This is a genomic window from Methylobacterium sp. J-043 (assembly GCF_022829505.1).
Taxonomy (GTDB): domain Bacteria; phylum Pseudomonadota; class Alphaproteobacteria; order Rhizobiales; family Beijerinckiaceae; genus Methylobacterium; species Methylobacterium extorquens_A.
The window spans coordinates 17,764-32,013 of record NZ_JAKSYB010000028.1 but is presented as its reverse complement, the minus strand read 5'-3'; the positions used below and the strand labels follow the sequence as shown (position 1 = coordinate 32,013).

The window sequence follows — 14,250 nt, the reverse complement described above, 5'->3', positions numbered from 1 at the left end:
CTACGCCTGACCGACGGCGGCGCGGTCGGCGTCGGCGGGCCGGGGACGCCGGATCGAGGGGATCGGCGCGCGCGCGGCGGCCGGTGTCTCGCCCCCCTCCCCGCGACGCCCGCGCAGCAGGGCCGCGACCCGGGCGATGGTGCGTTCCTGGAACAGGTCGCCGGCCCCGAGCGGCAGGTTCTCGCGCCGTGCCCGCGCGACGATGCGGAACACGCTGAGCGAGTCCGCCCCGAGCGCGATCAGGTCGTCGTCGCGCGCGATCACGGCGAACCCCAGCACCTCCCGCCAGATCGCGTCCAGGGTCGCCTCGAGACCGTCATCGGACGCCGGGGCCGAAGCGGGCTTGAGGGGAAGCGGGATCGCGGCGGCCGGCTCGGCGAGGTCGGCGGGCCGGGCCTCGGGTGGGGGCAGCGCCCGGCGATCGACCTTGCCGCTCGCCGTCAGCGGTAGGGCCGATAGCCGGACCCATTCGGCGGGGATCATGTAGTCCGGGAGTTCGCGGGCGAGCGCCGCGCGCAGGTTCCGCAAGGTGGGCGCTGCCTCGCCCTCGGGGCGGACGAAGTAGCAGACGAGGCGATCCTCGCCGCGTGCGTCGGGGCGCAGCACCACGACGGCGTGCAGCCCGGTCTGGCGCAGCAGCACCGCCTCGATCTCAGCGGGCTCGATCCGGTAGCCGCGCAGCTTGATCTGATGGTCGGCCCGCCCCAGGATCTCGACGCGCCCGTCCGGCCGGTAGCGGGCTCGGTCGCCGGTCCGGTAGAGCCGCGCGCCGGCGCATTCCGGCAAGGGGCTCGCGACGAAGCTCCGCTGCGTCAGGTCCGGCCGTCCGAGATAGCCGCGGGCGAGCCCGAGCCCGCCGATCAGCAATTCGCCCGTGACCCCGACCGGTACCGGCTCGCCCTGTGCGTCGAGGATGAACAGGCTGGTGTTGTCGATCGGCCGCCCGACCGTGACCGTCGCCTCCGCCGGATCGATCCGCGCGGCCGAGGACCAGATCGTCGTCTCCGTCGGCCCGTAGAGGTTCCAGAGTTCGCCCCCGCCTTCGGTCAGGCGCCGGGCCAGATCGAGCGGAAGAGCTTCGCCGCCGCACAGCATCTTGAAGCCGGGGCGGGAGCGGAACCCCGCCTCCAGCAGGAGCCGCCACGTCATCGGCGTGGCTTGAAGCATCGTGGCCTCGCTGCGATCGAGGCGTGCGAGGAGGGCATGGCCGTCGCGGGCCTCCTCGGCGGAGGCGAGCACGATCTGAGCGCCGCGGATCAGCGGCAGCAGCAGTTCGAGCCCGGCGATGTCGAAGGTCACCGTCGTCACCGCCAGGAGCCGGTCGTCGCGGACGATCCCCGGTGCACGCGCCATGGAGAACAGCAGGTTCGAGAGGCCGCGGTGGAGCACCTCGACTCCTTTCGGCGCGCCGGTCGTGCTCGACGTGTAGATCAGGTAGGCGGCCCGCTCCGCCGGCACCCGCGGGAAACGGGTCGGCGCCGGCCTGTCGAGACGATCGACCTCGATGACCTGCGGTCCGCCTTCGGGCATGAGCGCCCGGTCGGCCGCAAGCGTGAGCATTGCGCCGATCCCGGCATCGGCGACGATCCCCGCGCGGCGGGCGGGCGGCATGGCCGGGTCGAGCGGAACGTAGGGGATGCCGGCGCGCAGCGCGCCGAGCATCGCCGCGACGAGGCCGGGCGAGCGGCGCATGAGCAGGCCGACGCGGGCTCCCTCGGGCAGAGCGCTCGCTTGCAGCGCGCCCGCGACACGATCGGCCCAGCGGTCGAGGGCGCCGTAGGAGATGGCCTCCTCGCCGAAACGGATCGCGATCCGGTCCGGGTCGCGCCGGGCATGGAGCCTGAAGGCCCGCATCGCCCCGACTTCGAGCGGATGCGCCGTTTCGGTCGCGTTCCAGGCCACCAGCATGGTCTGCCGCTCGGCCGCATCGAGGAGCGGAACGCGCCCGACCGGCTGCGCGGGATCGCGGGCGAGATGCCCGAGCAGGGTGAGGTAGTGCCCGATCCAGCGTTCGATCGTGGCCGGCTCGAACAGGGCGCGGTTGTAGGTGGCGTCAAGGGTCAGTCCGTCGGCCGTCTCGGTCAGGCTGACGGTGAGCTCGAAGGTCGAGAAGCGCTTCGGCGCGGGTGCGAGGGTGCCGCGCAGGCCCGCCCCGAAATCGATGGTGTCGGGCAAGCGCTGGAGGTTGAACTGCACCTGCGCCAGCGGCGGGCGCGCCGGATCGTGCGGCCGGTCGAGGTGGCGCAGCAGCCGCCCCAGGGTGCAGTCGGCGTGGGCGGCGGTCTCGGCCAGGGCCGCGCCGGTACGGGCAAGATGGGCCGCGAAGGGCTCGTCCGGGTCAAACCGGGCCCGCAGCGGCAGGAAATCGGCGTAGTGCCCGACGAGGTCCGGCTTGCCGAGGCGCGGCTGGCCCGCCATCGGTATGCCGACAACGAGGTCGTCCTGCCCCGAGAGCCGCGCGAGGAGCACTTGGAAGGCCGCGAGCAGCGTCGCGTTCAGCGTCTGCCCCTGGCGCGCCGCGAGCGCCTTCAGCGCGGCGACGAGCAGCGGCGGCAGGGCAGCACTTCGCGTGTCGCCGGCAAAGCCGCGCAGCTTCGGCCGCGGATGATCGGTTGGCAGGTCGAGCGGCTCGGGCAAACTCGCGTACAGCCCGGCCCAGTATTGCAACGCCCGGTTCGTCTCCGCCTCCGATGGAGCAGGTCCATCGACGTGCGGGGCCGGCGCCAGCCGCTCCGGCGCGGTGCGATAGGCGTTTCCGATCGCGTCGGCCAGGACCGCGAAGGACCAGCCGTCGCAGGCGATGTGGTGGGCCGAGAGGACAAGAACGTGACGCCGTTCGCCGAGGCGGACGAGGTCGGCCCGCGCCACCGGGCCGGCGACGGGATCGAACGAGAGGCCCGCTTGCGCATGAAGGTGAACCGCGAGAGCGGCCTCCGGATCGGATTGCGCCGCAAGATCGATCCATCGCACCGGCACGAGGCCAGCGGGATCGATCCGCACGGTCTCGCCGCTCGGCGAGAAGCGGCTGCGCAGGGCGCCGTGGCGACCGAGCACCGCGCGTACGACGGAGAGAAGCTGCTCGGCGTCGAGCGGGCCGTCGAGCCGCAGGGTGACGATCTCGGTCATCGCAGCATTGGCGTCGGCGCCGAACTGCGCGGCGAGCCAGATCTCGGCCTCCCTGTCGGTCAGCGGCCGCTCTGCCCCGTGATCCGCCGTCGGCGGAGCCGGGGATGCCTGTGGCTCGGGCCGGCCCCCTTGCGCAGCCGTGAAGGTCAGCGCGAGCGTCCGAAGCTGCTCTTCCACCACGCGGCACACGGCATCGAGCTGATGCCGGAAGACCTCCTGCAACGTCTCCGACGTCGGCGTGGCGAGCGGAACGACCGGCCGCCCCTCCCCGCCCGAACCGGGCGCGGCGTAACGGGCCGGGATCGCCTGGAAAGCAGCCTCGCCGTCGATGCAGGACATCCCGATCCTCGTCTGGCCGTGCGGCTCATCGGCGAAGGCCGGGCATCCCTCACCGGACGCCAGCCGCGCCGCCGGGTCGGAACCGGGCGCTCTCGACGATCGGGCGTCCAATGAGGCACACCTGCCTTCGCGTCACGAGCAGGAGGGTCATCGCGTCGCCGGAGATGTGCAGGCCGGTGTTTCACCCGGCTTCCCGCGAGCCCCCGAGAGACGTCTTGACGACCATATCAGCGGGACGGCGACGATCATCTGCCTCCTTGGGAGTAGTGCTTCTCCGCTCCGCGCAGGTTCATCGCGCGTGGGCAGGTCGGCGCCTCTCGAGGCGCCGTCCTATAATGCGGGGTTCGGCCGCGCCTCCGACGAAGCAGTTTCGGAGAGGCGCGCCTCCAGGCGCTCGATCGCCGCGCTCACCAGCGCCTTCGAGGCGTGAAGCGTGCCGAGTTCGACCGAAGACATCGCCAGCAGCACCGGCAGGAGGTTGTCGTTCGGCCGGCCATCGTCGCGGAACAGGCGCAGATCGTCGTCGGGCTTGAGGCCGACGCTGCCGGCGATTCGCGCGGCGTAGTTGCGAATGCGCGTCTCATCGTTGGCGCAGACGGGGGCCGGGAGGCTGAGATCGAGCAGGCTACCCTTCGGCAGCGAGGCGGCGATCGAAGGCAGTGCCGCCGCTTCCGCCGCGAGTCGGTCGGGCGCCAGCAAGGCGGCGGGATTGGCCGCGCCGGAGGCGACGGAAGCGCGAGCTGATGCAATCGCTGCCGAAGGTCTAGCCGCGATCCGCGCGGTCGTCGGTGTCTCGATCACGCCCGTCGCGATGGCGGCGGGGGGCCTCGGCACGGAGACGGCCGATCGTGCCAGGGCGCGGGGCACTCGGCCGGGATGCCCGGCGAGCCGCGCCCGGGCCGACCACGGCTGCACCCGGAGCCCCGCGCCGGCACTCGGCGCGGCCCGCGCGACGCCGCCGCGCCCGTGCCGCGCGAGGAAGCGGGCGCGCAGCGTTCCGCCGATGCCCTGCGGGGCGGTCGTCTTCGACACCGCGACTCCTGTGGCCTGTCGCGCCGGCCGCCGCGGCCCTCCCGCGGGCGCCGCAGCCAGGACGGGGCGAGCCGGGCCGCACTCGGCGGGTGCCCAGCGGCGCACGATGGCGAGGGCCGAGCGCCGGCCATAGTCGCGCTGGTAGCGGCGGAGGAGCTGCACCGCCGCATCCGCCCCATCGGCGGCGGTGGCAAAGCCGGTATGGCCCTCCGCGTCGCCCCCGAGTTCGCCGCTCCAGCGCGCCTGCTTGATGCACCAGTAATTGTTGAGCCGAACGCAGCGGGCGATGAAGCCGGGTTCGGTCGCCGCGTGCCGGACAACGAAGGCGAGCGAGCCCGGCGCGAGGTTCTCGCCCGCCTGCTCCCGCCAGTTCGAGACGGCCCGTGCCACGAGGCTGAAGCTCGGCGCGGGCACGGGCGCCGCCTCGGCTGCGCGGGGAAAAGTCGGCAGGCGCGCCCGCGCGGCGTCGAGCGCGGGCTCGATCCGCGGCATCAGGATCGTCAGGGCAAGGAGCGTTTCGAGGAGCACGCCAGACTTCCCTCACGCGGTGTCAGCTCGGCTGTTCTCGTCGGGGAACGGCGCGAGGCGGGCAAGGGTTCTCTGACGGCTGCGGAAACCCCTCAATCGTCGTCCATGTCCGCCGCGAGCTGGCGCGGGCGCACGAAGCGCAGGAGACGCCCGGCGCCCGCGGCGATGTCCTCCCAGCCCTCCCCCTCGAACGCGAACACGGCGAGCGCCGCCGTCGGAAACTTTTCGCGCAGATCCTTCTGCAAGTCCTTCGGTCCCTGCCCCACGAGCCGCAGCGCAAGATCGCCGAGTCCGGGATTGTGGCCGATGACGAGCAGGGTCGCCGCCTCCGCCGGGGCGGAGCGGATAGCGTCGAGAATGCGCGCGGCCGGCGCCTCGTAGATCGAGGGCACCGTCTCCATCGGTGTCTCGGGAAGCTCGGCGCGCAAAGCGGCCCAGGTCTCCTGCGTGCGCCGGGCCGGCGAGACCATGACATGGTCGGGCGCCAGCGACTCGCGGGCGATGTAGGCGCCCATCAGCGGCGCCGCCTCCCGCCCGCGCCCATTGAGGGGGCGGTCGATATCGGCCACGCCTTGCGGGTAGGCGGACTTGGCATGACGCAGGAGGAGTAGGCGGCGCATCATTGAAAACCGACCACGGCGTGCGGAACGTAAGGGGCTTCGAGCCGTGCGATCTCGTCCTGGGTCAGCGTCAGGTCGAGGGCGGCGGCGGCATCGTCGAGATGCCCCGGCTTCGAGGCGCCGATGATCGGGGCGGCCACGCCCGGCCGCTGGATCACCCAGGCGAGCGCGACCTGCGCCCGCGGCACGCCGCGGTTCTTCGCCACCTCGGCCACTGCCTCGACCACCTGCCGGTCGGCGTCGACAGTGGCGTCATAGAGGTTCTTGCCGACGAGATCGCTCTCCTGCCGGGCGCTGCCGGCATCGAAGTCGCGGGTGAGCCGGCCGCGGGCGAGCGGGCTCCACGGCAGCAGCGGAATGCCCTGGTCGGCGCAGAGCGGGATCATCTCGCGCTCTTCCTCGCGGTGGAGCAGGTTGAGATGGTTCTGCATGGTGGAAAACCGCGTCCAGCCGTTGAGGTCGGCGGTGTAGAGCGCCTTGGCGAATTGCCACGCGAACATCGAGGAGGCGCCGATATACCGGGCCTTGCCCGCCTTCACGACGTCGTGGAGCGCCTCCAGCGTCACCTCGATCGGCGTGGCGTAATCCCAGCGGTGGATCTGGTAGAGATCGACGTAATCGGTTCCGAGCCGCTTCAACGAGGCGTCGATTGCGGAGAAGATCGCCTTGCGCGAGAGGCCGCCGGCATTGGGCTGGCTCTTGAGCGGATAGTAGACCTTGGTGGCCAGCACGATGCTGTCGCGGTCGGCGTAGTCCTTCAGCGCCCGGCCGACGATCTCCTCAGAGGTGCCGTCGGAATAGTAGTTCGCCGTGTCGAAGAAGTTGATCCCGAGATCGAGCGCCCGCTTGATCAGCGGCCGGCTCTCCTCCTCCCGCAGCGTCCACGGATGCGGTCCCCGCTCCGGCACGCCGTAGGTCATGCAGCCGAGGCAGAGGGGCGAGATGTCGAGGCCGGTACGGCCGAGTTTCTTGGTTTGCATGGGGTCGGTCACGCGGAGGCGGGTCGGAGCCGCTTAACTGGGGCGCCGCGGCGCTCCGTCACCCGCCCCGCCCCTCCCGGCGCATCATGAAGGCAAGCTTCTCGAACAGGCTCACATCCTGTTCGTTCTTCAGGAGCGCGCCGTGCAGCGGCGGGATCAGCTTGCGGCCGTCGCGTTCGCGCAGGGTCTCGGGCTGGACGTCCTCGGAGACGAGGAGCTTGAGCCAGTCGAGCAACTCGGAGGTCGAGGGCTTCTTCTTGAGGCCCGGCACCTCGCGGGTTTCCAGGAACACCCGCAACGCCTCCTCGACGAGGCGATGCTTGATGCCCGGATAGTGCACCTCGACGATTCTCTGCAGCGTCTCGGCGTCGGGGAACTTGATGTAGTGGAAGAAGCAGCGGCGCAGGAACGCGTCCGGCAGCTCTTTCTCGTTGTTCGAGGTGATGATGACGATGGGGCGGATGTCGGCCCGGATCGTCTCGCCGGTCTCGTAGACGTGGAACTCCATCCGGTCGAGTTCGGTCAGCAGGTCGTTCGGGAACTCGATGTCGGCCTTGTCGATCTCGTCGATGAGCAGGACCGGCCGCTGCGGGGCGGTGAACGCCTCCCACAGCTTGCCGCGGCGGATGTAGTTGGCGATGTCCGAGACCCGCGGGTCGCCGAGCTGCGAGTCGCGCAGCCGCGAGACGGCGTCGTACTCGTAGAGCCCCTGCTGCGCCTTTGTGGTGGACTTGATGTTCCACGTCAGCAGCGGCGCCCTGAGGCCGCGGGCGATCTCTTCGGCCAGCACCGTCTTGCCGGTGCCGGGCTCGCCCTTCACCAGGAGCGGGCGCTCCAGCACGATCGCCGCGTTGACCGCCGTGGTGAGATCGGGCGGCGCGACGTAGGACTCGGTTCCGGTGAAGCGCATGGAGCCTCGCGTCGGGAGGGGGATCGGAGCGGACTAACCCGAGGCGGCGCAGATCGGCAACCGCTCGCGCGGCGGTCGGTGCTCGGGGCGCTCGCCTACAACGTCTTCCCGTCGTGCCACACGCAGTTCGAGGCCAGGATCCCGAGGTTCACGTCCGACTTCTGCGGCTGGGGCAGCGTCTTGCCGTCCATGGCGAGGTCGATCTTGATCTCGACCTGTCCCTTCGTCTCGTTCGAGCGGCGGGAGAAGTAGCAGTATTGCTGGAACGGCCGCTCCTCGTTGGCCTTGAAGTTCCAGCCGGTCACGATCTGCCCGTCGAGATAGGGCACCTGCTTGAACACCGTGAAGGTCGTGTTCACCGGCGCCTGAGAGGCCGGGGCGGCATCGGTGCCGAGCTGCGCCTTGGTCGGCGTCGGCGCGGCGTTGGCCTTCTGCGCGGGCAGGCCTTCGAGCTTCAGGGTGTTGTCGGTGAGGGTGACCTCGCCCTTGGTCTTCAGCGTCACGTCGGAGAGCGCGGCCTGCATCGCGCTGGCGATTTTCTCGGCGGCCGAGTCGAACTGGTTCATGTAGGCGTAGCCGTAGCAGGCCGCGCCGATGCCGATCCCGGCGAGCGCCGAGAAGGCGCCGGCGCCGATCGCCCGCAGCAGGAAGGCGCGGGCGAAATGCATCCGCGCCTCCGCCCGCAGACGGCCGTTGACGTGTTGCGCGAGCACGATGTTCTCGTGCGTGCCCTCGGTGTGGATGCTCATGGCCGGGCGCTCGACTGGAAGGGCTTACGCGGTGGCGCCGGTGGGGGCGTTGCCGGAGGTGTTGGCGGGCGGCGGGGGCGGCGGCACCACGGGCGCCGTGCGCCGCTCCAGCGGGATCACCGAGGCATCCCGCGTCATCGGTCTCGGCTGGGCTAGCGCCATCTCCTGGCGCACGCCCTCGGCGATCGAGGCGAGCAAGTAGGGCGTTGCCTCCGGGTTTACCGCGGCGCCGAGGTCGTCCTCGTCCATGAAGGTCTTGCGCACCGAGACTGCCGAGAGCGCGAGGATCGTCGAGGCGAAGGCGGCGCAGAGTGCGGGCACGAACACGAAGATGCGCAGGAAGGCGTGGACCTGCGCGTCGTTCACGTCGATCGGATCGACGCCGTAGACCATGGCCGTGAAGGAGTGGAGCTGCGAGCGGTTGACCGAGTTGCGGTAGGCCTGCTCGGCATCGGCCACCTTGCGGTCGGCAGCACCCCGGTCGAGGGCGGCGCGGGCCTTGCGGGCCTCTTCCAGCTCCTTGACGATGGCGCCCCGGTCGCTGCCCGCCTTGGCCACCGCGGCGTTGAGCGTCGCGGTGCGCGGGTCGGTGACGCATTTCAGGTTCGAGTAGCGCATGCCGCGGCTGTTGGTGCCGTAGACGCGCTCGCAGCGCTGCGCCGGCAAGCCCGCGAGCTGCGAGGCGTTCTCGGCCGAGCGCCGCTCGATCTGCTCCAGTTCCGTGGTGTATTGCTCGACCCGGGCATTGGCCGCCGCGATGCGCGTGTCGATGCTGTCGCGGTCAGCCTGCGCGTCCTTGAGGGCGGTCTTGGCCTTGGCCGCGTCCATCAGGCGGGGATGGAACATCATCTCGCCGAGCTGCGACACCGACTTGGTGGTGACGCCCGCGGCGAAGATGATGCCGATGATCGCGAGCCCCTTCACGAACCACGAGCGCTGAGTGCGCGCCAGGATGCCGAGCGGCACGCGGCACAGCTCCACCGCGGCGTAGACCAGCGGCGCCAGCAGCATGAAGTAGAACGCCCGGTCGTCACCGTCGCTGTAGGTACCCGCGAACAGCCACGCGCCCCAGAGCGAGGCGCCGATCACCATGAACTCGACGAGATAGGCGATGGCGACGTAGCCCCACTTGACGCGGTAGCCGCGCTCGATGTCGCGCTGGTGCTTCCAGCGCTGCTGGTCGAGCATCCATTCGCGCCGCTCGCGCTGCACGTCCCGGCTCGGAGGCGTGTCGGACAAGAATTTCATGGGCCAGAACTTCATGGGCCTCAGATCGCTGCGGGCCTCCGGCTGAGCGGCGGACCTGCCATCCCCTAACATCGGGTTACCCGAGCGTAAGGGCGTATTGTGCCGAAGTTGTGCCGACCGGGGCGATGAGCGGTGGATGGCGGCCCACAGCGATCAGGCCCGGTGAGCAGGTGCTGCGAAATCGGCGACTCGCCACGGAAAACGGTTGCTCCGCCGCGGGCTCGCCGCCCATGATGCGGCCGGCTCCTCCCGCGGCATCGAAGATGCAGGGAGACGGGCCGGACCCCTCTCCTCCTCTCCAGGCGTCAGCGTATCAGCCCGATGACCGACCCCGTGCAGGCCGGAACCCAGATCGCCGCGGAAGCCGGCGCGCATGCGGGCGGCTACCGGGAGGCGATCCTCTTTCTCGTCACCGCCGGCATCGTCGTGCCGCTGTTCCACCGCCTGCGGATCAGCCCGGTGCTCGGCTTCATCGGCGCGGGCGCCCTGCTGGGCCCGTTCGGCCTCGGGCGCTTCGCCGACGCGCATCCGTGGCTCGCGCCGTTCACCATCGGCAACCGCGCCGAGATCGCGCATCTGGCCGAGTTCGGCGTCATCTTCCTGATGTTCATGATCGGGATCGAGCTGTCCTGGGAGCGCCTGCGGGTGTTGCGCCGGCTCGTCTTCGGCCTCGGCGCGATCCAAGTGATCGCCTCCGCCGCGGTGATCGCCGTGATCCTCGTCGTGCTCGATCAGCCCGTGGCCGGGGCGGTGCTGGTGGGGCTCGCGCTCGCCCTCTCCTCGACCGCCGTGGTGCTGCCGGTGCTCGCCGAGCAGAAGCGGCTCGGCACGCCGGCCGGCCGCACCAGTTTCGCGATCCTGCTGTTCCAGGATCTGGCGGTCGCCCCGATCTTGTTCGCCATTGCCGTGCTCGGCCGCAAGGATGGCGGCGACCTCGGGGTCGCGCTCGCCCTGGCGCTCGGACAGGCGGCAATTGCCCTCGTTGTGATCGTCGTGGCCGGCCGGGTCGCACTGCGCCCGCTCTTTCATCTCGTCGCGCGCACCCGCTCGCCGGAACTGTTCATGGCGGCTTGCCTGCTCGTCATCGTGGCGACCGCCCTGGTCGCGGCGGGCAGCGGCCTGTCGATGACGCTCGGCGCCTTTGTCGCCGGCCTGCTCTTGGCCGAGACCGAGTATCGCCGCGCCATCGAGGCGACCATCGATCCGTTCAAAGGGCTCCTGCTCGGGGTGTTCTTCGTCTCGGTCGGCATGAATCTCGATCCGGCCCAGCTCATCGCGGCGCCGGGCGCGATCCTCGGCCTGTCGGTCGGGCTCCTCGTCATCAAGGGCGCCGTGGTGCTCGTCGGCGCCCGCATCATGAAGCTGTCCCGTTCAGTCGCCCTGGAGGCCGCCCTGCTGATCGGCCCCGGCGGCGAGTTCGCCTTCGTGCTGATCGGCGGTGCGATGGCGACGGGGCTCGTGCCGGAGCCGGTGGGTGGCGCCGCCCTCATCGTCACCACCGTGACCATGATCGCGATCCCCGGCCTCGCCACGCTCGCCCGCCGCATCGGCGGCCGCGCTTTGAGGCAGCAAACCAGTCCGGCGCAGGCCGAGCCGGTGCCGGAGCCGGAGCAGAATCGCGTGATCATCGCGGGCTATGGCCGGGTCGGGCGGCTCGTCGGCGAGATGCTCAAGCGCCACGCGATTTCGCACATCGCCCTCGATTCGGACCCCGCCCGCGTCGCCGAACAGCGTCGGCTCGGCAGCCCGGTCTATTTCGGTGATTCCGCCAACACGGAGATGCTGCGCCGCTGCGACATCGCCACGGCTCGCGCGCTCGTGGTGACCCTCGACAACCCCCGCGCCGTGGAGGCGGTGGTGCAGGCCGCACGCGCCGAGCGACCGGACCTCACCATCGTCGCCCGCGCCCGCGACGCACGCCACGCCACACAGCTCTACGAGATGGGCGTCGATGACGCGGTGCCCGAGACGATCGAGGCCTCGCTGCAACTCTCGGAGGCTGTGCTGGTCGATGTCGGCGTGCCCATGGGCAACGTCATCGCCTCGATCCACGAGCGGCGCGACGAGTTCCGCACCATGCTGAAGCGGCGGGAAGCGGAGGCGCGGCCCGTCTTCCGCGCCCGCCGCACGGTCGGCAAAGGACGCGAGACGCCGTCTGAGGCCAAGGCCGCCGAACCGGCCCCGAGCCCGCGGCCAGTTGGCAAGAGTGCCTGAGCGGGCCCCGGCCCGCCCTCAGGCGTCCGGCAGAGCGGCGACCAGAGCACGAAACCGGTCGCCGCGGACCTCGAAGTTCGGGAACTGGTCGTAGGAGGCGCAGGCCGGCGACAGCAGCACGACGGGGGCCTCGGTTCCGGATGCCTGGGCGGCCCGCGCCGCCGCTTCGGTCGCGGCATCCAGCGTGCCGCAGCGGGTGAAGGGCAGGCGCCCGTCCAGCGTCGCGGCGAAAGCCTCGCTCGATGCGCCGATGAGGTAGGCGTGGGCCACGCGCTCGAACAGCGGTGCCAGCGGTTCGATGCCGCCTTCCTTCGCCTTGCCGCCGACGATCCAGTGGATGTCGCGGAAGGCCAGCAGCGCCTTCTCGGTGGAATCGGCGTTGGTCGCCTTGGAATCGTTGACGAACAGCGTCGGGCCGATCCGGCGCAGGGGCTCCATCCGGTGAGCGAGGCCGGGAAAGCTCGTCAGCCCCGCCGCGATCTCCGCGCCGGTGAGGCCGAGGCGGATCGCGGCGGCGACCGCGGCGGCGGCGTTCTGGAGGTTGTGGTCGCCGAGCAGCGCCTGGATGCCGGTGACTTCCGCGATCACGGCGCCGTCGGGGCCGCGCACCGTACCGTTGGCGCCGACATAGTCGCCCGCCGCGTCGCCGTGCCCCTCGACATGGAGGCGAATGCGCTCGCCCGTATGGCGCGCGGCGATCGCTGCGCAGGAGGTGTCATCGACGCCGATCACCGCGAGATCCGCGCCCGCTACCAGCCGCTCCTTGATCGCGGCGTAGTTCTCCATGGTGCCGTGACGGTCGAGATGGTCCGGCGTCAGATTGAGCAGGATGCCGATGCCGGGCTTGAGCGAGGGGGTCAGGTCGATCTGGAACGAGGACATTTCGACCACGTGGACGCGGTTTGCCGCCGGTGGCTCCAGCGACAGGATCGCGGTGCCGATATTGCCGCCCATCTGCACGTCGCGCCCGGCATGGCGCAGCAGGTGGGCGGTGAGCGCCGTGGTTGTGGATTTGCCGTTGGTGCCGGTGATGGCCACGAAGGCTGCGTCGGGCGCCAGGGCCGCACGCTCGCGGCAGAAAATCTCGATGTCGCCGATGATCGGGATGCCGGCCTGCCGCGCCAGCCCCACCGTCCAGTGCGGCTCGGGGTGGGTCAGCGGCACGCCCGGCGCCAGCACCAGGGCTTCGAAGCCCGACCAATCGGCTTCGTTGAGATCGGTGACGGTGATGCCCTGCTCGCGGGCGCGGTCGCGGCTCCCCGCGTTGTCATCCCAGGCCAGCACGTCGGCGCCGCCGGCCAGCAGCGAGCGCACAGTGGCGAGCCCGGACCCGCCGAGGCCGAACAGGGCGACCTTCCGGCCGGCGAAGGTGGTGGCTGGGGTCATGGAAGATGTCTCTTGTCCGGCCACGGTTCAGCGCAGCTTCAGCGTGGCGAGCCCGACCAGCGCGAGGATGACGGCGATGATCCAGAACCGGATCACGACCTGCGGCTCCTTCCAGCCCTTCTGCTCGAAGTGGTGGTGGATGGGCGCCATGCGGAAGACGCGTTTGCCCGTGAGCTTGAACGAGACGACCTGGATGATCACCGACATGATCTCCAAGACGAACAGGCCGCCGACGATGGCGAGCACGATCTCGTGCTTGGCCGCCACGGCGATGGAGCCGAGCAGGCCGCCGAGTGCCAGCGAGCCGGTATCGCCCATGAAGATCTGCGCGGGCGGCGCGTTGAACCAGAGGAAGCCGAGCCCCGCCCCGATCACCGCGCCGCAGACCACGGCGAGTTCGCCGGTGTCGCGCACGTAGTTCACCTGCAGGTAGCCGGCATAGATGACGTTGCCGACGAGGTAGGCGATCACGCCGAAGGTGGCGCAGGCGATCATCACGGGGACGATGGCGAGCCCGTCGAGGCCGTCGGTGATGTTGACCGCGTTGCCGGCGCCCACGATCACGAAGGCGGCGAACGGCACCCAGAACCAGCCGAGATTCAGCAGCGTGTCCTTGAGGACCGGGAAGGCGAGCTGGTTCTGCAATCCGGCGGGCGAGTAGAGCGAGATCATCAGGCAGGCCGCGCCCGCGATCGCGAATTCAAGCAGTAGGCGGAACCGGCCCGAGAAGCCCTTGTGCGACTGCTTCGTCACCTTGAGGTAGTCGTCGTAGAAGCCGATCGCCCCGAAGCCGAGGGTCACCGCGAGCGTCACCCAGACGTAGTGGTTGTGCGGGTTGGTCCAGAGCAGGATCGAGACGACGGCCCCGGCCAGGATCATCAGGCCGCCCATGGTCGGCGTGCCGCGCTTGGTCAGGTGGGAGGCCGGGCCGTCCTCGCGGATCGGCTGGCCCTTGCCCTGGCGCAGGCGCAGCAGCGAGATGATCCAGGGCCCGAACCAGAACACGAAGAAGCCCGCCGTGAACAGCGCGCCGCCGGTGCGGAAGGTGATGTAGCGGAACACGTTGAGGGGCGTGAGCGTGCCGCTCAGTTCCGACAGCAGATAGAGCATGCGTTCAG

The 14,250-nt window shown here is 70.6% G+C and carries 10 protein-coding genes; 1 reads left to right on the top strand and 9 read right to left on the bottom strand.

Annotated elements, in window-relative coordinates:
• From MKK50_RS04215 to MKK50_RS04185, 7 genes are all read right to left on the bottom strand, one after another.
• Positions 1-3,465 carry a non-ribosomal peptide synthetase gene (locus tag MKK50_RS04215; RefSeq protein WP_499020614.1) on the bottom strand — a complete coding sequence of 1,155 codons (3,465 nt, stop codon included), beginning with the start codon at positions 3,463-3,465 and terminating at the stop codon, positions 1-3.
• 330 nt (positions 3,466-3,795) lie between these two features.
• On the bottom strand, positions 3,796-5,025 hold the full coding sequence (locus MKK50_RS04210; RefSeq protein WP_499020612.1) for a hypothetical protein: 1,230 nt from the start codon (positions 5,023-5,025) through the stop codon (positions 3,796-3,798).
• Positions 5,026-5,117: 92 nt separating this feature from the next.
• The gene (locus MKK50_RS04205; RefSeq protein ID WP_499020610.1) at positions 5,118-5,648 is read right to left on the bottom strand and encodes a SixA phosphatase family protein; all 531 of its coding nucleotides are present in this window, start codon (positions 5,646-5,648) and stop codon (positions 5,118-5,120) included.
• Entirely contained in the window at positions 5,645-6,625 is a 981-nt protein-coding gene (locus MKK50_RS04200) for an aldo/keto reductase (protein ID WP_499020609.1), read from the bottom strand. Before MKK50_RS04200 ends, MKK50_RS04205 begins: the two co-directional genes overlap by 4 nt.
• 58 nt (positions 6,626-6,683) lie before the next feature.
• Entirely contained in the window at positions 6,684-7,535 is an 852-nt protein-coding gene (locus MKK50_RS04195) for an AAA family ATPase (protein ID WP_499020606.1), read from the bottom strand.
• A 95-nt stretch (positions 7,536-7,630) separates the two neighbouring features.
• Positions 7,631-8,284: a hypothetical protein gene (locus MKK50_RS04190; protein ID WP_253368747.1), complete on the bottom strand. Its 654-nt coding sequence runs from the start codon at positions 8,282-8,284 to the stop codon at positions 7,631-7,633.
• A gap of 24 nt (positions 8,285-8,308) precedes the next feature.
• Entirely contained in the window at positions 8,309-9,547 is a 1,239-nt protein-coding gene (locus MKK50_RS04185) for an ATPase (protein ID WP_499020604.1), read from the bottom strand.
• A gap of 306 nt (positions 9,548-9,853) precedes the next feature.
• Here MKK50_RS04185 and MKK50_RS04180 point away from each other — a divergent pair, with 306 nt between their 5' ends.
• Complete coding sequence (locus MKK50_RS04180) at positions 9,854-11,746, top strand: cation:proton antiporter domain-containing protein (RefSeq protein ID WP_499020603.1); 1,893 nt, start codon at positions 9,854-9,856, stop codon at positions 11,744-11,746.
• 18 nt (positions 11,747-11,764) lie between these two features.
• Here the strand turns inward: MKK50_RS04180 and murD are convergent, their stop codons facing one another.
• Both murD and mraY read right to left on the bottom strand, forming a co-directional pair.
• A complete protein-coding gene (murD, locus tag MKK50_RS04175) occupies positions 11,765-13,132 on the bottom strand; it encodes a UDP-N-acetylmuramoyl-L-alanine--D-glutamate ligase (RefSeq protein WP_499020602.1) in 1,368 nt (455 codons plus the stop codon).
• 27 nt (positions 13,133-13,159) lie between these two features.
• Positions 13,160-14,242, bottom strand: a complete 1,083-nt coding sequence (gene mraY / locus MKK50_RS04170) for a phospho-N-acetylmuramoyl-pentapeptide-transferase (protein WP_253368739.1) — start codon at positions 14,240-14,242, stop codon at positions 13,160-13,162.
• Between the last annotated feature and the right edge of the window lie 8 nt (positions 14,243-14,250).

Excerpts from the sequence above, each read along its gene's own strand:
- MKK50_RS04215 (WP_499020614.1), bottom strand. The coding sequence starts at position 3,465 with ATGTCCTGCATCGACGGCGAGGCTGCTTTCCAGGCGATCCCGGCCCGT.
- MKK50_RS04205 (WP_499020610.1), bottom strand. The coding sequence starts at position 5,648 with ATGATGCGCCGCCTACTCCTCCTGCGTCATGCCAAGTCCGCCTACCCG.
- MKK50_RS04200 (WP_499020609.1), bottom strand. The coding sequence starts at position 6,625 with ATGCAAACCAAGAAACTCGGCCGTACCGGCCTCGACATCTCGCCCCTC.
- MKK50_RS04195 (WP_499020606.1), bottom strand. The coding sequence starts at position 7,535 with ATGCGCTTCACCGGAACCGAGTCCTACGTCGCGCCGCCCGATCTCACC.
- MKK50_RS04190 (WP_253368747.1), bottom strand. The coding sequence starts at position 8,284 with ATGAGCATCCACACCGAGGGCACGCACGAGAACATCGTGCTCGCGCAA.
- MKK50_RS04185 (WP_499020604.1), bottom strand. The coding sequence starts at position 9,547 with ATGAAGTTCTGGCCCATGAAATTCTTGTCCGACACGCCTCCGAGCCGG.
- MKK50_RS04180 (WP_499020603.1), top strand. The coding sequence starts at position 9,854 with ATGACCGACCCCGTGCAGGCCGGAACCCAGATCGCCGCGGAAGCCGGC.
- murD (WP_499020602.1), bottom strand. The coding sequence starts at position 13,132 with ATGACCCCAGCCACCACCTTCGCCGGCCGGAAGGTCGCCCTGTTCGGC.
- mraY (WP_253368739.1), bottom strand. The coding sequence starts at position 14,242 with ATGCTCTATCTGCTGTCGGAACTGAGCGGCACGCTCACGCCCCTCAAC.